This is a genomic window from Limimaricola sp. AA108-03 (assembly GCF_050847355.1).
GTDB lineage: Bacteria > Pseudomonadota > Alphaproteobacteria > Rhodobacterales > Rhodobacteraceae > Limimaricola.
In genome coordinates this window covers 1,885,001-1,906,834 of record NZ_CP193755.1, presented here as the reverse complement: position 1 = coordinate 1,906,834, position 21,834 = coordinate 1,885,001, and the positions used below count along the sequence as shown (strand labels likewise).

12 protein-coding genes and 1 riboswitch (1 of these 13 running past the window's edge) are annotated in these 21,834 nt (G+C 69.0%); of the genes, 4 read left to right on the top strand and 8 right to left on the bottom strand.

What is annotated here, in order from left to right; genetic code table 11:
- Window positions 1-30: 30 nt before the first annotated feature.
- The gene (locus ACRAQ3_RS09290; RefSeq protein WP_432256275.1) at window positions 31-756 is read right to left on the bottom strand and encodes an ABC transporter ATP-binding protein; all 726 of its coding nucleotides are present in this window, start codon (window positions 754-756) and stop codon (window positions 31-33) included.
- 10 nt (window positions 757-766) lie between these two features.
- Window positions 767-1,516, bottom strand: coding sequence for an ABC transporter ATP-binding protein (locus ACRAQ3_RS09285; RefSeq protein ID WP_432254425.1), 750 nt, complete (start codon window positions 1,514-1,516; stop codon window positions 767-769).
- A gap of 310 nt (window positions 1,517-1,826) precedes the next feature.
- Between ACRAQ3_RS09285 and ACRAQ3_RS09280 the strand changes: the two genes are divergently transcribed.
- Together ACRAQ3_RS09280 and ACRAQ3_RS09275 are read left to right on the top strand one after the other, a co-directional pair.
- Complete coding sequence (locus tag ACRAQ3_RS09280; protein ID WP_269398670.1) at window positions 1,827-2,399, top strand: TRAP transporter small permease subunit; 573 nt, start codon at window positions 1,827-1,829, stop codon at window positions 2,397-2,399.
- 1 nt (window position 2,400) lies between these two features.
- Window positions 2,401-3,786, top strand: a complete 1,386-nt coding sequence (locus ACRAQ3_RS09275) for a TRAP transporter large permease (protein WP_269398660.1) — start codon at window positions 2,401-2,403, stop codon at window positions 3,784-3,786.
- A gap of 80 nt (window positions 3,787-3,866) precedes the next feature.
- Here the strand turns inward: ACRAQ3_RS09275 and ACRAQ3_RS09270 are convergent, their stop codons facing one another.
- Complete coding sequence (locus tag ACRAQ3_RS09270; protein WP_269398661.1) at window positions 3,867-4,952, bottom strand: TRAP transporter substrate-binding protein; 1,086 nt, start codon at window positions 4,950-4,952, stop codon at window positions 3,867-3,869.
- A gap of 196 nt (window positions 4,953-5,148) precedes the next feature.
- On the opposite strand from ACRAQ3_RS09270, the gene ACRAQ3_RS09265 reads away from it, so the two are divergent.
- Entirely contained in the window at window positions 5,149-10,299 is a 5,151-nt protein-coding gene (locus ACRAQ3_RS09265; protein WP_432254424.1) for a DUF4011 domain-containing protein, read from the top strand.
- Window positions 10,300-10,478: 179 nt separating this feature from the next.
- Entirely contained in the window at window positions 10,479-11,453 is a 975-nt protein-coding gene (locus ACRAQ3_RS09260; protein ID WP_432254423.1) for a DMT family transporter, read from the top strand.
- Between the two features lie 114 nt (window positions 11,454-11,567).
- Here ACRAQ3_RS09260 and thiC read toward each other — a convergent pair whose 3' ends face one another.
- The 5 genes from thiC to ACRAQ3_RS09235 form a co-directional block, all read right to left on the bottom strand.
- Window positions 11,568-13,379, bottom strand: coding sequence for a phosphomethylpyrimidine synthase ThiC (thiC, locus tag ACRAQ3_RS09255; protein ID WP_432254422.1), 1,812 nt, complete (start codon window positions 13,377-13,379; stop codon window positions 11,568-11,570).
- 82 nt (window positions 13,380-13,461) lie between these two features.
- Window positions 13,462-13,599: riboswitch (TPP riboswitch) on the bottom strand.
- Window positions 13,600-13,628: 29 nt separating this feature from the next.
- Window positions 13,629-15,443, bottom strand: a complete 1,815-nt coding sequence (gene malQ, locus ACRAQ3_RS09250; RefSeq protein WP_432254421.1) for a 4-alpha-glucanotransferase — start codon at window positions 15,441-15,443, stop codon at window positions 13,629-13,631.
- Window positions 15,444-15,513: 70 nt separating this feature from the next.
- Entirely contained in the window at window positions 15,514-17,736 is a 2,223-nt protein-coding gene (gene glgB, locus ACRAQ3_RS09245; protein ID WP_432254420.1) for a 1,4-alpha-glucan branching protein GlgB, read from the bottom strand.
- Window positions 17,733-21,014 carry a maltose alpha-D-glucosyltransferase gene (treS, locus tag ACRAQ3_RS09240; RefSeq protein WP_432254419.1) on the bottom strand — a complete coding sequence of 1,094 codons (3,282 nt, stop codon included), beginning with the start codon at window positions 21,012-21,014 and terminating at the stop codon, window positions 17,733-17,735. The genes glgB and treS overlap by 4 nt, the downstream gene beginning before the upstream one ends.
- A protein-coding gene (locus tag ACRAQ3_RS09235; RefSeq protein WP_432256274.1) for an alpha-1,4-glucan--maltose-1-phosphate maltosyltransferase crosses the window boundary here: on the bottom strand, window positions 21,014-21,834 show its 3' portion. Its footprint extends 1,150 nt past the window's final position; the window shows 821 of its 1,971 coding nt (coding positions 1,151-1,971); its start codon lies beyond the right edge, outside the window; the stop codon is at window positions 21,014-21,016. Before ACRAQ3_RS09235 ends, treS begins: the two co-directional genes overlap by 1 nt.

Below are 21,834 nucleotides of genomic sequence, written 5' to 3'. Positions count from 1 at the left end.
ACGGCGCTTTTCATGCGCCTTGTGAAGCCATCAGACGCCCAGATAGGCGTGCAGCTTGTCGATGTTGGCGTCGAGTTCGGCGTTGGGGATCATGTCCACCACACGGCCCTGATCGACGACGTAGTGGCGATCTGCGACCGAAGCCGCGAAGCGGAAGTTCTGCTCGACCAGCACGATGGTGAAGCCCTCCTTCTTCAGCTCGCGGATCGTCGCGCCGATCTGCTGGACGATCACCGGGGCGAGGCCCTCGGTCGGCTCGTCGAGCAGCAGCAGCTTGGCGCCGGTGCGCAGGATGCGGGCGATGGCGAGCATCTGCTGTTCGCCCCCCGACAGCTTGGTGCCCTGGCTGCGCTTGCGCTCCAGAAGGTTCGGGAACAGCTGGTAGATCCGCTCGACCGAGAGACCGCCTTCGGCGATCTTCGGCGGCAGCATCAGGTTCTCCTCGACATTGAGCGAGGAGAAGATGCCGCGCTCCTCGGGGCACAGCGCGATGCCGAGCTTGGCGATGTGGCGCGGCTCGAGCCCGATCGTCTCGGTGCCACGCATCGTCACCGAGCCGGTGCGCTTCGACAGGATCCCCATGATCGCCTTGAGCGTCGAGGTCTTGCCGGCGCCGTTGCGGCCCAGCAGCGTCACCACCTCGCCCTCGCGCACCTCGAAATCGATGCCGTGCAGCACGTGGCTTTCGCCGTACCAGCCCTGAAGCCCCTCGATCCTCAGGAGCGCTGCGCCGCTGGCGGCGGGGCGGTGGGTCATCGTGGCGGCCTCAGTCATGTCCGGCTCCGATATAGGCGTCGATCACGTCGGGCGATTTCGACACGGTGGCGTAATCGCCCTCTGCGAGGATCTCGCCGCGCGCCAAAACCGTAATCTTGTCAGACAGATCCGCGACGACCTTGAGGTTGTGCTCGACCATTAGGATGGTGCGGTTCGCGGCGATGCGCTTGATCAACTGCGAAGTGCGTTCCACGTCCTCCTGGCCCATGCCGGCCATCGGTTCGTCGAGGAGCAGCATCGCCGGATCGAGCGCCAGCGTCGTGGCGATCTCGAGCGCGCGCTTGCGGCCATAGGACAGCTCGCCCGCGCGGGTATCGGTGAACTCCGACAGACCCACCGCGTCGATATGTTCGCGCGCCTCGTCGTCGAACTGGGTCAGCCCGCGCTCCGAGCGCCAGAAATCATAGCTGTCGCCGCGCTTGCGCTGCAGCGCCACGCGCACGTTCTGCAGCACGCTGAGATCCGGGAACACGGCCGAGATCTGGAAGCTTCGCACCATGCCGAGCCGGGCGATGTCGGCCGGGGCCATCTTGGTGATGTCGCGCCCGTCATAGGTGATCGTGCCACGCGTCGGCTGCAGGAACTTGGTCAGCAGGTTGAAGCAGGTCGTCTTGCCCGCCCCGTTGGGCCCGATCAGCGCGTGGATCGAGCCGCGCTCGACCGCGAGATCGACCTTGTTGACGGCGACGAAGCCCTTGAATTCCTTGGTGAGCCCTTCGGCCTTCAGAACAGCGTCCATCAGCAACCGCCCCGCGATTGCGGCCCGGCAAGCGTGATCAGCATCACGGCCTTCCTCCCCTTTTCCTTCCGCCTCAATGTCCTCCGGGCGGATTGCTTGGAGGCTAGGCAGCGGGTGGCGGAGCTGTCAACTGGGGGCTGCGCCAATTCGCTGCATACGCAAGGTTAATTTGCCGCCATGCAGAAAAATGCTGCCCAATGCCAAGCGAGTGGGCGTTTTTTCCGATGCCGCGCCGCATCGGGGCGTTGCTTGAAGCGGTTCCGACATGCCATGTGAACGCGGATTGAAATGTCCCATGAGGGAGGGAGAGATGCGCGCGCTCGCGGCGGTGGTCACCGCCATATCGGCCTTGAACCGGATCATCGGTCAGGTCTTCTCCTGGCTGGCGCTGGGGATCGTGGTGGTCTGCTTCACCGTGGTGGTGCAGCGCTACGTCTTCGCGATCAGCTACGTCTGGATGCAGGACCTCTATATCTGGCTCAACGGTGCGATGTTCACCGCCGTGGCCGGTTTCGCGCTGCTGCGCGACGACCATGTCCGGGTCGACATCTTCTACCGGCCCGCGCCGATCCCGCGAAAGGCGCTGATCGACCTGATCGGCGTGGCGGTGTTCCTGCTGCCCTTCTGCGTGGTCGTCCTCGTCTACGGCATGCCCTTCGTGCAGCGCAGCTGGGGCTATTACGAGGCCTCGGCCAATGTCGGCGGCATGCCGGGGCTGTTCATCCTCAAGAGCTTCATCATCGGCTTCGCGGTGTTGGTTGGCCTTCAGGGCCTTGCCCTGGCGGGCCGCGCGATCCTGACGCTCGCGGGGCGCGACGGGCTGTTGCCCGAGCGCCTGCGCTACTCCCTCAAGACCGACCACCTGACCGAGGCCGCCGAATAACATGGATCTAGTGCTCATCGGAGAGATCCTCTCGGGTCTCATGTTCTTCGGCATCATCGGTTTCCTGATGATGGGCTTTCCCGTGGCCTTCACGCTGGCGGGCGTGTCGCTGATGTTCGGCCTCGTCGGCTGGGCGATCGGCGTGTTCGACCCCTCGAACTTCGGCAGCCTGCCGAGCCGCTATATCGGCTTCATGACCAGCGAAGTGCTGGTCGCGGTGCCGCTGTTCATCTTCATGGGGGTGATGCTGGAGCGGTCGCGCATCGCCGAGCAGCTGCTGCTCACCATGTCGAAGCTGTTCGGCAACCTGCGCGGCGGTCTCGGCCTGTCGGTGGTGATCGTCGGCGCGATGCTCGCGGCCTCGACCGGCGTGGTCGGCGCCACGGTCGTCACCATGGGGCTCATTTCGCTGCCGGCGATGCTTCGCGCGGGCTACGACCCCAAGCTCGCCACGGGGGTGATCTGCTCCTCGGGCACGCTGGGCCAGATCATCCCGCCCTCGACGGTGCTAATCTTCATGGGCGACATGCTCTCGGGCATCAACAGCCAGGTGCAGATGGAGAAGGGCAACTTCGCGCCCACCCCGGTCTCGGTCGGCGACCTCTTCGCGGGCGCGCTGCTGCCGGGCGTGCTGCTGGTCGGGCTCTATTCGCTGTGGATCATCTTCAAGGCGATCACCGATCCCGAGAGCTGCCCCGCGACGCCGGTGCCGGCCGAGGAGAAGCGCGGCCTGTTCAAGGAGGTGCTGGTCGCGCTGCTGCCGCCGCTCCTGTTGATCATGGCGGTGCTGGGCTCGATCCTGGGCGGCGTGGCGACCCCCACCGAGGCGGCCTCGGTCGGCGCGGTCGGCGCGATCATCCTCGCGGCGCTACGCTGGCGGCTCAGCCCGCGCATCCTGCACGAGACGGTGGTGGCGACGGCGACGATCACCTCGATGGTGTTCATTATCCTGTTCGGCGCCTCGGTCTTCTCGATCGTGTTCCGGCTGATGGGCGGCGACAACCTCGTGCACGAGTTCCTGTCGAACCTGCCGGGCGGCGCCGTGGCGGCGGTGATCGTGGTGATGGCGATCATGTTCGTGCTGGGCTTCATCCTCGACACCTTCGAGATCATCTTCATCGTGATCCCGATCACCGCGCCGATCCTCCTGGCGCTCGACATCGACCCGATCTGGCTCGGCGTGCTGGTGGGGATGAACCTTCAGACCTCGTTCCTGACGCCGCCCTTCGGCTTCGCGCTGTTCTACCTGCGCGGCGTGGCGCCGGACAGCCTGCCGACCTCGGCGATCTATCGCGGCATCATCCCCTTCGTGCTGCTGCAGGTGATCGGCATCGCGCTGCTCTTCGCCTTCCCGCAGATCGTGACCTGGCTGCCGACCGTGCTGTAACAACCGCGGATCGCGCCAAACGGAACGAAAAAGCCCGGATCTTTCGATCCGGGCTTTCTCGTTCTGCGAGGAGGTCGAGATCACATCTCGAAATACTGCTCGCGGGCGCGGATGAAGTTGGCATCCGCGGTCTGCGCCTTGGTGCGCAGGAGCTTGAGCGACTCGATGAAGCTCTCGGTGGTGCGCTTGGTCAGGTCGTCGCCGTTGTCGCGCAGCTCGCCCAGAACCTCCTTGGCGGCACCGGCCGCGGCCTCGAGCACTTCCTCGGGGAACTGCTTCACCTGCACGCCATGCTCGTTCATCAGCGTGTTGAGCGCGCGCGGGTCGTTGGCCGCGAAATCCGAGGCCACCATGTCGTACTCGGCCTGCGACACGTCACGGATGATCGCCTGCAGGTCCTCGGGCAGCTCGGAGTACTTCGCCTTGTCGACCACCAGCTCGGTGGCGAGGCCCGGCTCCACGAAGGAGGGGAAGTAGTAGTTCTTGGCGACCTGGTGGAAGCCCAGCGCGAGGTCGTTGTAGGGGCCCACGAACTCGGCCGCGTCGAGCGCGCCCGACTGCAGCGCCTGGAAGATCTCGCCCGCGGCCATGTTGGTCGCGGTGACACCGAGCTTTTCCCAGACCCGGCCGCCGAGGCCCGGGGTGCGGAAGCGCAGGCCCTTGAGGCTGTCGAGGCCGGTGACCTCGTCGCGGAACCAGCCGCCGGCCTGGGTGCCGGTGTTGCCCGACAGGAAGCCCTTCACGCCGAACTGGTCATAGGCCTCGTCCCACAGCTCCTGACCGCCCATGTGGCGCATCCAGCCCGCCAGCTCGGTCGAGGTCATGCCGTAGGGCACGCCGGTGAAGAAGTTCAGCGCGGCGGACTTGTTCTGCCAGTAATAGGCGGCCGAATGCGACATCTCGGCGGTGCCGTCGATCACCGCGTCGAGCGATTGCAGCGGCGGCACCAGCTCGCCGGCCGAGTAGACCTGGATCGTCAGCCGGCCGCCCGAGGCGGCGGTGATCCGGTCCGCGAGGCGCTGGGCGCCGACGCCGAGGCCCGGAAAGTTCTTGGGCCAGGTGGTGACCATGCGCCAGGTGATGTTGCCCTGCGCCACGGCGGGTGCGGCCAGTGCGGCGGCGCCGGCACCCAGACCGGCCTTGGTGATGAACGAACGACGATCCACGCGTCTCTCCCTGCTGTCTCTCACGTCCCGCGCCCCTCCCGGATGCGGGCCCTCGCGCGAGATAAATCGATGCGGGGTGTCCTTGTCCAGCCTTTCGGGCCCCCCAGGCATCGGCGGTGCCCTGCCGGATCGCGGCGAGGCTGTTGACGGCAAAGGGCAAATGGATTCATGTCCGCCGAAGCGCAGGAGAGAACGGATGACGAACCCCAAGATGCAGCTTCCGACCGTTTCGCCGCGCCTCACGATCGAGATCGACGCGGTGGCACGGCTGGGCTTCGTCACCGCGCAGGCCCGCTCGGCGGTGATCAGGAGCCTCGCGCTGCACCATGACGGAGAGGCGGCGATCGAGGGGGCGGAGCTGCATCTGTGGTGCGAACCGGCGGTGCTGCGACCGCGGCACTGGCGCCTCGACCGGATCGCCCCCGGGGAGCGCCTCGCGATCGGTGATCTGGCGGTGACGCTCGACCCGGTGCCGCTCGCGACGCTGGAGGCGGCGGAGCCTGCGCTGCTGCGACTGGAACTGCGGCAGGCGGGGCAGGTTCTGGCCCGCGCCGAGCGCTGGCTGAGGCTGCTGGCGCGCGACGAATGGGGCGGCTTGGGCGAGATGGCGCATCTGCTGCCCGCCTTCGCACGGCCCGACGCGGCGGTGGCGGAGGGGCTGATCGAGGCGGCGCAGGCGCTTCTGGCGCGGGCCGGGCAGGGCGATCCCGACGGCTACCGCTCCGGCGATCCGGGCCGGGCCTGGATGCAGGCGGCGGCGATCTGGTCCGCGCTTGAGGGCTGGGGCGTGCGCGGCGCGGTGGCGGGCGGCGACGTGGCCAGTCGCGGCCAGAAGCTGCGATCCGCGTCGCGGATCCGCGCCGAGCGACTGGCGACGCCGCTGGAGGCCACGCTGCTGATGGCGGCGGGGATGGAGGCTCTGGGGCTGAACCCGGTGCTGGCCTTCGCACAGGGGCAGGTCTGGTGCGGCGTCTGGCTGGTCGACCGCGATTTCGGTCGCGTGGTCGAGCCCGACGCCGTGGCGCTGCGCAAGGCGATCGCCGCGCGGGAGTTGCTGATGCTCGACCCGGAGCTTTCGGGCCGTGGCATGGGCTTCGAGGCGGCGGTGGCCGCGGGGCGGGCGCTGGGCGACGAAGCGCGGGAGACCGGCTTCATCGCCGCGATCGACATCGCGGCGGCGCGGGCGAACGGCATCATGCCGATGGCCGAGACCGGGCTCGAGCCCGCTTCGGAGGCGGGGGAGGTGACGCCGCCGCCCTTGCCGCGCGCGCCCGCAGCGGCCGATCTGCCGGTGGCCGAGATCGAGGAAAGCCCCGCCACCGCCGAGGGGCGGATCGAGCGCTGGCAGCGCAAGCTTCTGGACCTGTCGCTGCGCAATCGCCTGCTGAATTTCCGCGACGGGCGCGGCGCGGTGCCGTTCCTGTGCGCCGACATGGCGGCGCTGGAGGATCGTCTGGCGGGCGGCGCCACCGCCATCCCGGTGCCGATGGAAGAGGCCGAGAGCCTGTCGCCGGACGAGATCGCGCGCCGCGCGGCGCAGGCGCAGGAGCGTGGACGCCTCGCCGCGCCGCTGACGGCGACCGAGCTGCAATCGCGGCTCGTGGCGCTGCACCGGCGTGCCAAGAGCGACCTGCAGGAGGGGGGCACAAACACGCTGTTCCTTGCCGCGGGCTTCCTGCGCTGGCGCCGCGAGGGCGAGGAGCGGGCCTACCGCGCGCCGTTGCTGCTGATCCCGGCGCGGCTCGACCGGCGCTCGGCCAAGTCCGAGTTCCGTCTGGGCCATCTCGAGGACGAGGTGCGGGTCAACGCGACGCTGCTCGAATTCCTGCGCCGCGATTTCGCGCTGTCGGTGCCCGGTCTCGACGGTGAGCTGCCGCGCGACGACAGCGGCATCGACCTCGCGCGGATCTTCGATCTGGTGCGGCTCGCGGTGCGCGACATGCCCGGTTTCGAGGTGATCGAGGAGCTGGCGCTCTCGACCTTTTCCTTCGCCAAGTTCCTGATGTGGGAGGATCTGGTCGCGCGCGAAGCGGAGCTGCGCGACAGCCCGCTGGTGCGGCACCTGCTCGACGGGCCGGAAACGGCCTATCCGCAGCCTGACTTGCCGATGATCGCGCCGCGCGATCTCGACCGGGTGCTGGCCCCGGCCGATCTGGTGACGCCGCTGCCTGCCGACAGCAGCCAGCTCGCTGCCGTGGCGGCGGCGGCGCAGGGCCGCGACTTCGTGCTCATCGGCCCGCCCGGCACCGGCAAGAGCCAGACCATCGCCAACATCATCGCGCAGGTCATGTCGCAGGGGCGGACCGTGCTCTTCGTGGCCGAGAAGGCCGCCGCGCTCGAGGTGGTGCATCGCCGCCTCGCGAGATGCGGTCTGGGCGACGCCTGCCTCGAGCTGCATTCGAGCAAGACCGACCGCGCCTCGGTGCTGGCGCAGCTCGGGCGTGGCTGGGACCGTGCGGCGGCGGGGACCGAGGCCGATTGGATCGAGGTGACCGAGGATCTGCGGCTCACCCGCGATCGGCTCAACGCCTATGTCGCGGCGCTGCACCGCAAGGGGCGGCAGGGCTTTTCGGTGTTCGAGGCGATCGGCCGCGTCGCGGCGGGCGCGCCACCGCTGCGCCTCGGCTTCGCTTGCGTGGATGCGCATGACGCCGAAAGCTACGCGCGGTTGCGCGATCTCGCCGGTGATCTGGAGCGCCTCGCGCAGGTGGCCGGGCAGGGCGCGCCGCTCGACCTTCTGGGCGATGTCGAATGGTCCTTCGACTGGCAGGCGCGGTTCCTCGATGCGGCGGCCGTGCTGGGCCGCGCCGCGCGGGGCCTCGACCGGGCGCTGGGCGGGATTTGCGATCGGCTGGGCCTCACCCCCGAGGCGGCGCGCATGGCGGCGCGGCGGGCGCTTTTCGCCGAGCTGACGCCGCTGGCGAACCCGCAGGCGCCGGACCTCTCGGCGCTGCCCGAGCTGCCGCTCGCCGAGCTGGAGCGCGCGGCACGAGAGCGGGCCGAGGCCGAAGCGGCGATGGCGGCGGCGCGCGGACGGCTCGCGGCGGAGTATCCGGATGATGCCGACAGCCGCATCGACCTCGCGGCGCTCGATGCCGAATGGCGCGCGGCACAGGGCGGGATCTGGCCGCTTTCGGCGCTGGCGCGGCGGCGGGTGCGCGCGGTGCTGCAAAGCCATGCGCGGGCGGGCGAGGTCGATCCCGGCCCCGATCTCGAGGCGCTGCACCGGCTTGGCCGGGGCCGCGCGACGCGCGACGCCTCGCCGCTGGCGCATCTGCCTGCCGAGCGGAACGAACCGCTCATCGAGGCCTGGCGCAGGCTCGAGACGGCCCTGGGGGGGCTTGCGAGCGAGGGCGCCGATCCCGCGCGCCTCGGCGCGATGCGGGCCGAGCTGAGCCGGCCCGGCGACGGGCCGATCCGCGCGGCGCTGGCTGCTCTGGAAACGGCCGAAGCGGAGGCGCTGGCGGCCCGCGACGCCTATGCGGATCTCGGCGGGCTGGTGCCCGAGACCATGGCCCCCGCCGAACTGGTCCGGGCGCTGGAAACGCTGGAGCGTCAGGCGGCGCGGCTGGCCGACTGGACCCGCTGGATCGCGCTGCGCGGCCGGGCCGAGGCGGCGGGGCTGGGCCCGCTGGTCGAGGCGATCGAGGCGGGGCGGCTCGACCGGCCCGCGCGCGACGCCTTCGAGGCCGCCTATGCCGACTGGTGGTTGCCGCGCGCCATGGATGCCGAACCGCTGCTGCGCGATTTCGCCCATTGGGCCCATGACGATCTCGTGGCGCGGTTCCGCATGCTCGACGACCGCGCCGCCGCCCTTGCCCCCGCCGAGGCGCTGCGCCGGATCGGTGGCGACCTGCCGTCGCGCGACGCGGTGCCGCGCGCCTCGGAACTGGGCGTGCTGCGTCACCAGCTGGGGCTGAAGCGGCCCTCGATGCCGATCCGGCAGCTGCTGGGGCAGATGCCCGAGAGCCTGCCGCGCCTCGCGCCCTGCGTGCTGATGTCGCCTTTGTCGGTGGCGCAATACCTGCCCGCCGGACAGCCCGCCTTCGACGTGGTGATCTTCGACGAGGCGAGCCAGATCACCACCTGGGACGCCATCGGCGCCATCGCACGCGGGCGGCAGGCGATCGTGGTGGGCGACCCGAGGCAGCTGCCGCCGACCAATTTCTTCGGCCGCTCCGAGGACGAGGAGGACGAGGATGAAGACGTCTTCGCGCTGCGCGACATGCCCTCGATCCTCGACGAAGTGGCGGCCTCGGGCGTGCCGGTGCGGCGGCTCGACTGGCACTACCGCTCGCGCGACGAAGCGCTGATCGCGTTCTCGAACCACTTCTACTACGATGGCGGTCTCGTCACCTTCCCGTCGCCGGGCACGGGGCGCGAGGCGATCACGCTGCACCGTGTCGACGGGCGCTATGGCCGTGGCAAGGGCCGCACCAACATCGAGGAGGCGCGCGCCGTGGTGGCGCTGATCCGCGAGCGGCTCGTGGCGGCGCTGGCGCAGCCGGAGGCGCGGCGCCACAGCATCGGCGTCATCACCTTCAACGGCGATCAGCAGGCTCTCATCCTTGACCAGCTCGACGCGATGCGCCGCGAGATGCCCGAGCTGGAATGGTTCTTCGACGAGGCCCGCGACGAGCCGCTCATCGTCAAGAACCTCGAGAACATCCAAGGCGACGAGCGCGACGTGATGCTGTTCTCGGTCACCTTCGGGCCGGACCTCGCGGGCAAGCTCTCAATGAATTTCGGCGCGCTCAATGCCGAAGGGGGCGAGCGGCGGCTCAACGTGGCGATCACCCGGGCGCGGCGCGAGTTGCACGTCTTCGCCTCGCTCGGGGTCGAGCAGATCGATCTGGGCCGCAGCCGCGCCCGTGGCGTCGCCGACCTCAAGGCGTTTCTCGACTACGCCGATCGCGGCGCCGTGGCGCTGCCCGCGCGCGAGACGGGCAGCCTCGGCCCGGCCGAGAACCCGTTCGAAGAGGCGGTGGCGCGCGCGCTCGAGGCCAGGGGCTGGGAGGTGCGCACGCAGATCGGGGTGTCGGGATACCGCATCGATCTCGCGGTAGTGCACCCGGACCGGGGCGGCGCCTATCTCGCCGGGGTCGAGTGCGACGGGGCGAGCTACCACTCGGCGGCCACGGCGCGCGATCGCGACCGGGTGCGGCAGGCGGTGCTGGAGGGCCTTGGATGGCGCATCGAGCGGGTCTGGTCGACCGACTGGTTCCGCGCGCCGGGCCACGTGGCCGAGCGTCTGGATACCCGGCTGCGCGAGGCGCTGGCCGAGGATCGGGCCCGGCGCGAGACCGCGCGCCCGCGCCGCCTGTCTCTGCCCGCCCCGGGAGAGTGACGCGCGCCGCAGCCCTGAGGCTTGACCGGCCGGCGCGGGGTCACTAGCCCTGTGGCATGGCCGGTCACGGGGCCGACGATGGCGTCGTCCGGGCCCCCGGCCATCTCATCATTCTCGTCCCGGACGCCCGGACGGTCGTGCCCCGTCGCGAGGCGGCGCGCGCATGTTGGGAGACGCCCATGATCAGACCCCGCACCAAGAGCCCGGTCGCCCCCGCCCGCCGCACAGATCACGGGCCCGCGGGCACCGGCATCGCGTTGATGGTGGTCGCCATGGCGCTGCTGCCGGTGGGCGACACGCTGGCCAAGCTGCTCACCGGGGCGATGCCGCCCGCCGAGGTGGTGCTGTGGCGCTTCGGCTTTCAGGGCGCGACGCTGGCGGCGCTGGCGCTGCTGCTGCGGGACCGGTTGCGGGGCGCGATGTTCTCGCCGGTGCTGATCCTGTCGGGGCTGTGCTCGGTCGTCACCATGACCGGCCTCGTAGGTGCCTTCGCGGTGATGCCGATCGCCACCGCCATCGCGATCTTCTTCGTGGAGCCGCTGATCCTCGTGCTGCTGGCCGCGCCGCTTCTGGGCGAGAAGGTCGGGCCCCGCCGCTACGCCGCCGTCGCGGTGGGGTTCGTGGGCGCGCTGGTGGTGATCCGCCCGGGCTTCGAAGGCTTCACCCCGGCGGCGCTCCTGCCGCTGATGGCGGCCACGGGCTACGCGCTCAACGCGGTGATCCTGCGCAGCGCCTCGGCCTCGCGCTCCGCGCTCACCATCCAGACCGGGGCCACGCTCTACGCGGCGCTGATCGCGCTGGCGCTGTTCGAGGTGATGGCGCTCTTGGGCGGGCCGGGCTTCACGGCGCCCGCCGCACCCGGCTGGATCTGGGGGGTGCTGCCACTGGCCGGGTTGATCTCGGCGGCGACCTTCCTGCTGATCGCCGAGGCGTTCCGCCGCTCCGAGGCGGGGCTTCTGGCGCCGTTCCAGTATCTCGAGATCGTGGGCGCGGTGCTGCTCGGCTATCTGGTGTTCGGTGACCTGCCGGACCTCGCCACGGCGGTCGGCACCGCGATCATCCTCGGCTCCGGCGGTTACGTGGTGCATCGCGAGAGGGCCGCCGCCCGTGGGGACCGTACCCGTGCCGAGGGGCTCGCCGCGCCGCAGGGCTGAGCATGAACGGCGGGCCCGGGGTCATGCTAACCCCGCCCGCCGTTCACTTCACTGGCCAACCGATCAATCGGAAAACGCGTCAGCGATGCCGGTCCGCGCCGGTCCCGCGTGCCTTCAGGCTTCGGGCTCGGGCACGTAGAGCGCGCCGCCCTCGCGGAACTTCTCGGCCATCTTCGCCATGCCCTCTTTCTGGGCCTCGGACCTGATGTCGTGGCTGATCCGCATGGAACAGAACTTGGGCCCGCACATCGAGCAGAAATGTGCCGTTTTGTGGGCTTCCTTGGGGAGCGTCTCGTCATGCATGGAGCGCGCCGTGTCGGGGTCGAGCGCGAGGTTGAACTGGTCTTCCCAGCGGAACTCGAAGCGGGCGCGGCTCAGCGCGTCGTCGCGGATCTGCGCGCCCGGATGCCCCTTGGCGAGATCGGCGGCATGGGCCGCGATCTTGTAGGTGATCACGCCGGTCTTCACGTCGTCGCGGTCGGGCAGGCCCAGATGCTCCTTGGGCGTGACGTAGCACAGCATCGCGCAGCCGAACCAACCGATCATCGCAGCACCGATGCCGCTCGTGATGTGGTCGTAGCCTGGCGCGATGTCGGTGGTGAGCGGCCCCAGCGTGTAGAAGGGCGCCTCGTCGCAGCAGGCCAGCTGCTTGTCCATGTTCTCCTTGATCTTGTGCATGGCGACGTGGCCGGGCCCTTCGATCATCACCTGGCAGTCATGCTTCCACGCGATCTGGGTCAGCTCGCCCAGTGTCTCCAGCTCCGCGAACTGCGCCGCGTCGTTGGCGTCGGCGATCGAGCCCGGGCGCAGCCCGTCGCCCAGCGAGAACGACACGTCGTAGCGGCGGCAGATCTCGCAGATCTCCTCGAAATGCTCGTAGAGAAAGCTCTCGCGGTGGTGGTGCAGGCACCACTTGGCCATGATCGAGCCGCCGCGGCTGACGATGCCGGTGACCCGGTCGATGGTGAGCGGCACGTGATGCAGCCTGAGCCCGGCATGGATGGTGAAGTAGTCCACCCCCTGTTCGGCCTGCTCGATCAGCGTGTCGCGGAACACGTCCCATGTCAGGTCCTCGGCGATGCCGCCGACCTTCTCCAGCGCCTGATAGAGCGGCACCGTGCCGATCGGCACCGGGGAATTGCGCAGGATCCAGTCGCGGATGTCGTGGATGTCGCGCCCCGTGGAGAGGTCCATCACCGTGTCGGCGCCCCAGCGCGTGGCCCAGACCATCTTCTCGACCTCCTCCTCCATCGAGGAGGTGACCGCCGAGTTGCCGATATTGGCGTTGATCTTCACGAGGAAGTTGCGGCCGATGATCATCGGCTCGAGCTCGGGATGGTTGATGTTGGCGGGGATGATGGCGCGGCCGCGCGCGATCTCCTCGCGCACGAATTCGGGCGTCACGTGATCGGGGATCGCGGCGCCGAAGCTCTCGCCGTCGCGCGGCCGGGCCAGCGCCGCGTCGCGGCCCATGTTCTCGCGGATCGCGACGAATTCCATCTCGGGCGTGACGATGCCCGCGCGTGCATAGGCGAGCTGGGTGACGGCGCGGTCGGCCGTCGCGCGGCGCGGCGCATGGGCGCGCGGGAAGGGGCGCAGCTTGCCGCTGGCCTCGTCTCGGCCATTGTCCTCGGGGCGGGTGGCGCGGCCCGGATAGGTTTCGGTATCGCCGCGCGCGGCGATCCATGCCTCGCGGTGACGGGGCAGGCCAGCGGCGGTGTCGATCGCGGCCTCGGGATCGGTATAGGGGCCCGAGCTGTCATAGACCCGGACATCCGGCTCGCCGGCGCTGGGGTGCAGGGCGATCTCGCGCATCGGCACGCGGATCTCGGGATGCAGGGTTCCGGCCGTCCAGACCTTGCGCGAGGCGGGCAGCGCGCCGGTGGTGACCTTGGGCAATTCGGGCGGGGTGGTGTTGATCGTCATGCGGCGTCCTTGCGTCGGCGGTGACGATCCAGAACGACAGCGGGGGTGGAAGGGCGGCGATGGAGCGGGAGTCTCCCCCGAAGCCAGCGGCCGCGCACCGTCCCTACGCCAGTATGAACTGGATCAGGTTCGAAGGGTCTGCGCGCGCGTGGGCCGCCATTCATGGCGACCTCGCCCAGCGATATCTCAGCCCCTTGCCGGGGCCCCCCTGGTGAAGTGCGGCCACCCTGCCGCCGGGTCAGGCGGCTGTCAAGCGCCCCGCCGGCGCTCGCGCCGCATCATCGAGGTCACGGCGCGAAACTCGGGATGGGTGGCGATCCGCGACAGGTCGAGCGGCGCCCGCGGGCGCCAGTTGGGATAGTCGTCCACCGTGCCGGGCATGTTGGTCGGCGCCTGCGGCCCGACCATGTCTGCCAGCCGGACGCCGACAAGCGCGGCGCGGCTCCGCGCGAGGTAGCGATAGGCCGCGACCAGCACCTCGCGCGGCATTTCCTTCTGCCGCGGCAGCCGCCCGCGCAGCGCGCCGGCGCGGCGCATCGCGTCGAGCAGGGCGCGGCGTTCGCGGGCGCGCTCCTTCTCATGCGCGTCGCTGTCCTCTTCGCCGACGAGGCCGAGCTTGCGGCGCAGCGCGATGTCCTCGCCGGCCCACCAGCGTTCCAGCACCGGCAGGTCGTGGGTCGAGAGGCAGGCCAGCGCGGTGGGGCTGTACTCCTGCGGCGCCCGGAAACGGTCGCCCTCCTTCTCGAAGTAGAGAATCGAGTAGGACAGGATGTTGGCCGCCTGCATGGCCTCGCGAAAGCCGGGCGGCACGAAGCCCAGATCCTCGCCGATCACCACCGCGTTCTGGGCGCGGCTTTGCTGCGCCAGCACGCGCAACAGGTCGGAGAAGGGGTAGCGCAGATGCGCCCCGGCGCTGGCGGGCTCGCCCTCGGGGATCAGGAAGAGCTGCCACAGCGCCATCGCGTGGTCGATCCTGAGCGCGCCGGCATGGGCGAGCTGCGCGCCGATCATGTCGCGGAACGGCGCGAAATCGAGCTTGCGCAGCGTGCCGGGGTTGAAGGCGGACAGGCCCCAATACTGGCCCTCGGCGGCAAAGACGTCCGGCGGCGCGCCGACCGCGAGACCGGTCATCTGCACCTCGCCGCCGCTCCAGCTGGCCGAGCCGTCGGGAGCTTCGCCCACCGCGAGATCGAGATAGAGCCCGATGCGCATGCCCGCGTCGAGCGCGCAGGCCTGCGCCTCATCGAGCTGGCGCGTCGCGCGCCATTGCAGCCAGAGATGAAAGCGGACCTCCTCCGCATTCCTGTCGGCGAAATCCGCGACCTCGGGACTGTCCGCGTCTTGCAACGCCGCGGGCCAGCCCTTCCAGCCCGAGCCGTGGCCTTCCGCCACCATCGCCAGCGACAACGCCTCGAACAGCGCGTGGCGGCGCAGCGGCTCGGCGCCCCGGGTCACGAAATCCTCGAAATCCGCCTCGTCGCCATCGAAGGGTCGCCGGCCGAAGGCCGCGCGCAGAGCCTTTAGCTTTGCGGGCACCACCGCGTCGTAATCCACCAGATCGCCGGCGCGCAGCGCCTCGCCGTCGAGATCGCCCGCCTCGTGCCCCAACAGGTCGTCCAGCGCGATATAGACCGGGTTGAGGAAGCTGCGGGTCGAGGGAAAGAAGGGGCTGCGGCGGTCGGGATCGCCGAGGAACAGCGCGTGCAGCGGGTTCACCCCGAGGAAATCCGCCCCGGCGCGCCCGGCGGTCCGCGCCATCTCCGCGAGATCGCGGAAATCGCCGATGCCGTGATTGCGCGCCGAGCGCAGCTCGTAGAGCTGGCAGAAGATGCCCCAGCCCGGGGCGCGGTCGAGCCAGTCGGGAAAATGACAGATGCCATCCTCGGGCACCTGCATCTCCTGCGGCGCGGCGGGCCCCTCGGGCGCGCCTTCGGGATCGACGCCGATCTTGCGCAGGATCAGCCGCAGCGTCGCCTCGGGAACGGGGCGGCTGCCCTCGCCATGCGGGTCGTCATATTCGGTGGTGATCCCGTGATGGCGGCACAGATCGGCGAGGTCGGTCATGCGGGCTCCATGATGGGGCCGGGCAGGGCGCCCGGCCCGTGAGGGAAGGCGGGCCCATCGGCCCGCCGGGTCAGCGGTCGGGAACGAGAACGATGGTCGCCAGCGGCGGCAAGGTCAGCGCCAGCGACACCGAGCGGCCATGGCACTCCTCCTGTCGGCAGGCGATCCTGCCCGAGTTGCCGACGCCGGAACCGCCGTAGATCTCGGCATCCGTGTTCAGAAGCTCGGTCCAGTCGCCGCCCTCGGGCACGCCGATCCGGTAGTCCTCGCGCACCACGGGGGTCATGTTGGAGATGATCAGCGCCGGGCGCGTGCCGCTATCGGCCTTGCGAAGGAAGGCGAAGATCGAGCGTTCGTCGTCGCCGCCATCGACCCATTCGAAACCCGCCGGGTCGCAATCGAGCGCGTGCAACGCCGGCTCGTCGCGGTAGAGACGGTTGAGATCGCGCACGAGGTTCTGCGCGCCCTTGTGCTTCTCGTCCTCGAGCAGGTGCCAGTCGAGCGACACGTCGTGGTTCCACTCGCGCTCCTGTCCGAACTCGCAGCCCATGAACAGGAGCTTCTTGCCCGGATGGGTCCACATGAAGCCCAGATAGGCGCGCAGGTTCGCGAATTTCTGCCAGCGGTCGCCGGGCATCTTGTTCAGCAGCGACCCCTTGCCATGCACCACCTCGTCATGGCTGATCGGCAGCACGAAATTCTCGGACCACGCATAGTGGATCGAGAAGGTCATCTGGTGGTGGTTGTACTTGCGGTAGACCGGGTCCTGCTGGATGTAGCTCAGGCTGTCATGCATCCAGCCCATGTTCCACTTGAAGTCGAAGCCCAGGCCGCCCTGGTCGACGGGACGGCTGACGCCCGGAAAGGCGGTGCTTTCCTCGGCGATGGTGGCGGCGCCGGGGGTCCGGAGCTGCACCTGGTGGTTGGTGCCCTTGAGGAACTCGATCGCGTCGAGGTTCTCGCGGCCGCCATACTGGTTCGGGATCCATTCGCCCTCGTTGCGCGAATAGTCGAGGTAGAGCATCGAGGCGACCGCATCCACGCGCAACGCGTCGATGTGGTACTTGTCGAGCCAGAAGGTGCCCGAGCAGCGCAGGAAGTTCGCCACCTCGTTGCGCCCGAAATTGTAGATCAGCGTGTTCCAGTCCTGATGGAAGCCCTGCCGCGGATCGGCATGCTCGTAGAGCGCGGTGCCGTCGAAATTGGCGAGGCCATGCGCGTCGGTCGGGAAATGCGCCGGCACCCAGTCGACGATGACGCCGATGCCCGCCTGGTGCAGCCGGTCGACCATCGCCGCGAACTGCTCGGGCGTGCCGTAGCGCGAGGTTGGCGCGAAGAGGCCCACCGGCTGGTAGCCCCACGAGCCGGTGAAGGGGTGCTCGGAGACCGGCATGAACTCCACATGGGTGAAGTTCATGTCCTGCAGGTAGTCGACCAAGAGCCCGCCGATCGTGTCGTAGTCGAGGATCTCGCCCTCGGCGCCGCGGCGCCACGAGCCGAGATGCACCTCGTAGATCGAGACCGGCTTGTCGTGCAGCGTGCTTTTGCCACGGCTCTCCATCCACGCGGCATCCTGCCATTCGTGGCGGTGCATGCCGTGCACGATCGAGCCGGTGGAGGGCGGCTGCTCCTGCCGGAACGACATCGGGTCGGCCTTGAGCGGCTGCAGGTCGCCATGCGCGCCGACGATCTCGAACTTGTAGAGATCGCCCACCGCGAGCCCCGGCACGAACAGCTCCCACAGACCGGCGCCGAAGCGGCGGCGCAGCGGGTGGCGGCGTCCGTCCCAGGCATTGAAATGGCCGACGACGCTGACCCGGCGGGCATTGGGCGCCCAGACCGCGAAGCTCACACCCTCGACGCCCTCATGGGTCACGGGATGCGCGCCGAGCCGTTTCCAGATCTCTTCGTGGCGGCCCTCGGCGACGAGGTATTCGTCCATCTCGCCCAGCACCGGGGTGAAGCGATAGGGGTCGTCGCGCTCCCATTCGTGGCTCCCGGCCCTCATGCGCAGCCGGTAGGGGGTGCCGAAGTCGAAGCCGCCGGGCATCGGGCCCCAGAACACGCCTTCGGGGTTGATCCGGCTCAGCGGCGCGATCTCCGATCCCTCGGGGGTGATCGCCACCACCTCGGCGGCGTCGGGCGCGAAGACGGTCAGCCCCATCACGCCGTCCTCGGTCTTGTGCGGCCCGAGGAGTTCGAAGGGATCTCCCATGCGGCCGCGGATGATGGCTTCGATCCGCGTGGCGTCGGGGGCCGATGCGGGCAGGGTGTCGCTCGCGTGGGTCGTCATTGGGTATCCTCTTCGTCGATCAGGTCGAGCAGGCCGCTCAGCGGAATGTCCACCCAAGCCGGGCGACTGGCAAGCTCGTAGCCCACTTCGTAGACCGCTTTCTGGATCAGGAAGAGATCCAGAAGCGCGGCGGCGAAGCCTTCGTCGTCGGGATGCGCCGGGTTGTCGCTGGCGACCTCCCGATACGCGGCCATGAAGTCGCGCCGCGCTTCGTCGTGCCAGTTCCGGATCAACTCGTCGGCCTCGGCGCCGTCGGTGCCCGAGCTTTCGGCCCAGCGCAGCGCCGATTGCGCGGCGTAGTCGAGCGAACGCAGCATGCCGGCCACGTCGCGCAGCGCGAGCGACTTGGCGCGGCGTTCGTCCAGCGTCCGCCGGGGTTCGCCTTCGAAGTCGATGATCACCACGTCGTTCTGTGCCATCAGCACCTGGCCGAGATGGTAGTCGCCATGGATGCGGCTGCGTGCGCCCGAGGGCTGCATCCGCGACACAGCGTCGATCCGCGAGATCAGCACGTCGCGCCGATCGAGGATCTGGCGGGCATGCTCGGCGGCCCGCTCGGGCAGGTCGGACAGGCCCTTGAGCCGGTCGAGCATCGCCACGGTCTCGGCCCGGACCTCGTCGCAGAGCGCGGCGAGATCCGCGCCGGTGAGCGGCTCGGTGGCGAAGGCCGGATCATCGGTCGGATGTGCCAGCGCCCGGTGCATCTCGGCGGTGCGGCGGCCCAGCGTGCCGGCGATGCCGAGCACCGGCTGGTAGGGCGGCGCCTCGTCCTCGTTGCCCGTGGCCGCGTCCTGCAGGTAGCGGTCGAGCGCGTTGGTGAGCGCGCCCCAAGCATCGCCCTGGTTGGCGACATAGGCGAAGGCGGCGCCCAGCGAGGTGGCCTCACCCCCATCCGGGCGCAGCGCGATCTCGCCCAGGAAGGCCGGGGTGTGATCGAAGCCCGCGACATCGGTGAGGAAGCGCGCCACCTCGATATCCGGCTGCAACCCGGCGCGCAGCCGACGGTAGACCTTGAGGATCACCTTGTCGCCGAAGGCCACGGTGGCGTTAGACTGCTCGACATTGAGCAGCCGCGGCTCGCCCGGATCCTCGATCTCGGCCATCGCCGCGCTGGGCGAAAAGACCAGTCGGCCGCGCGGCGTGTCGGTCTCATAGCCCTCGCGCAGTGCCGCCAGCATCTCGCCCATCAGGGTCTCGTCCACCGTGCCGTCGATCAGCCCGCCGACGCGGGGCCCGCGCCGCAGCTTGGCCATGGTGTAGCCCAGCGTCGCGGAGCCGAAGGACACGCTGTCCTCGCCCCAGACCGCCGCGAGCGGCAGCAGGTAATGCTGCGTCTCGCCGCCCACCTCGACATCGATGAGACCCAGCGCGCCGTTGCGGCCGATCTCGGCCAGGGGCTCGATCGCGACGCGGGAGATGCGGGCGTCCTTGGCCGCGAACCAGCGCTGGAGCGGCAGGAACTTGGGCAGCACGTCGGTGCCCAGAAGCCGCCCGTCGCGCCCCGAGATCGCCGAGGACACGCGACCGTCGCGGGTGGTCAGCGTCACGAATTCCGGCAGGATCTGCTGCGGTGCCTGGTGCCAGGACGGTGCCTGGTCCTCATCGGCGAGCAGGAACCAGTAGAAGCCGTAGGAGGGCAGGGTGATCAGGTAGGGCAGGGCCCCGACCGGCGGGAAGGCCGAATGCCCGGTCAGCTCGATCGGCACGCGGCCCTGATAGGCCGAGAGGTCGATCTCCACCGCCTGCGCGGCGCGGCCCAGATTGGCGACGCAAAGCACCGCCTCGCCCTCGTGTTCGCGGATATAGGCGAGCACCCGGCGGTTGGAGGGATAGAGCAGCTTCATCTCGCCGCGGCCGAACACCGTGTGGTTCGAGCGGACCTGCACCATGCGGCGCATCCAGTTCAGCAGCGATGAGGGGTCCTTGGACTGGCTCTCGACGTTGAGCGCCTGGTAGCCGTAGATCGAATCCTGAATCGTCGGCAGATAGAGCCGCTGCGGGTCGGCGCGGGAGAAGCCCGCATTGCGGTCGGGCGACCATTGCATCGGCGTGCGCACGCCGTCGCGGTCGCCGAGATAGATGTTGTCGCCCATGCCGATCTCGTCGCCGTAATAGAGGATCGGCGTGCCGGGCATCGACATCAGCAGCGAGTTCAAGAGCTCGATCTTGCGCCGATCGTTCTGCATCAGCGGCGCGAGGCGGCGGCGGATGCCCATGTTGATCCGCGCGCGCTTGTCGCTGGCATAGGTGTCCCAGAGGTAATCCCGCTCCTTGTCGGTCACCATCTCGAGCGTCAGCTCGTCATGGTTGCGCAGGAAGATTGCCCATTGGCAATCCTCGGGGATGTCCGGCGTCTGGCGGATGATGTCGGTGATCGGGTGCCGATCTTCCTGGGCCACCGCCATGTACATGCGCGGCATCAGCGGGAAGTGGAAGCCCATGTGGCATTCGTCGCCATCGCCGAAATAGGGGCGGGTGTCCTCGGGCCATTGGTTGGCCTCGGCCAAGAGCATCTTGTCGGGGTAATGCGCGTCGAGATCGGCGCGGATCGCCTTCAACACGTCATGCGTCTCGGGCAGGTTCTCATTGTTGGTGCCGTCGCGCTCCACGAGGTAGGGGATCGCGTCGAGCCTGAGCCCGTCGACGCCCATGTCGAGCCAGAAATGCATGACCCGCAGCACCTCTTTCAGAACTTCGGGATTGTCGAAGTTCAGGTCGGGCTGATGGCTGAAGAAGCGGTGCCAGTAATACTGCCCCGCGACCGGATCCCAGGTCCAGTTCGACGGCTCGGTGTCGTTGAAGATGATCCGCGTCTCGGGCCATTTGCCGTCATCGTCGGACCAGACGTAGAAATCGCGCTCCGGGCTGCCGATGGGGGCGTTGCGGGCGCGCTGGAACCATTCGTGCTGGTCCGAGGTGTGGTTGATCACCAACTCGGTGATCACCCGCAGCCCCCGGCGATGCGCCTCCTCCACGAAGGCGCGGAACTCGTCCATGTTGCCGTATTGCGGGTTGATCTCGGTGTATTCCTGGATGTCGTAGCCATCGTCGCGCAGCGGCGAGGGGTAGAAGGGCAGCAGCCAGATCGCCGTCGCGCCCAGCTCCTGCACATGGTCGAGCCGGCTCATCAGGCCGGCGAAATCGCCCATGCCGTCGCCATTGCTGTCCTGGTAGGCCTTGACGTGAAGCTGGTAGATGACCGCGTCCTTGTACCAGTCGCGCTGGCTGTTATCGATCGCGTCCGCCTCGGCTGCGGGGGCCATGCTCTGGTCTTCCATCAATCTCTCGCTCCTCCCGGCGGGATCAGCCGCCAGATCGCATAGGGCCGGGTCTCGGGGTCGAGCGTCAGCCGGTGTTCCTTGCCGTGCCAGGTAAAGTGATTGCCATGGATCGCGTCCTGCACCTCGATCGAGGCCTCGTCGGGCAGGCCGAAGCGCCACAGCGGCAGGTCGAAGGCGAATTCCCGCCCCGCATGCGGATCGAGCAGCACGTGGAACAGCAAGTAGTTCTCGGTCGCCGGGTCGAAGCGGCCGTAATAGAGCACCGCCCCGTCATGCGCGTCGAAGAACTCCAGATTGGTGAAGTCGCGCATCGCGGCGTGCTTGCGGCGGATGCCGTTCAGGAGCCGGATATCGTCCTTGATATGGCCCTCGCGGTCGAAATCCCAGTCGCGGATCTCGTATTTCTCGCTGTCGAGATACTCTTCCTTGCCGGGGATCGGCGTGGCCTCGCAGATCTCGTAACCGCTGTAGACGCCGTAATTGCCGGCCAGCGTCGCGGCGAGAGCGAGCCGGATGCGGTGCCCGGCGCGGCCCGATGTCTGCAGGAAATACGGGTTGATGTCGGGCGTGTTGACGAAGAAGTTCGGCCGCATGTAGTGGCGGCACTCTTCGCTCGTCAGCTCGGTCAGGTACTCGGTCAGCTCGGCCTTGGTGTTGCGCCAGGTGAAATAGCTGTAGGACTGGTTGTAGCCCAGCTTGGCGAGGCGCTTCATCATCTTGGGCCGGGTGAAGGCCTCCGAGAGGAACACCGCGCCCGGATGCCTGGCCCGCACCTCGTCGATCACCCATTCCCAGAACGGAAAGGGCTTGGTGTGCG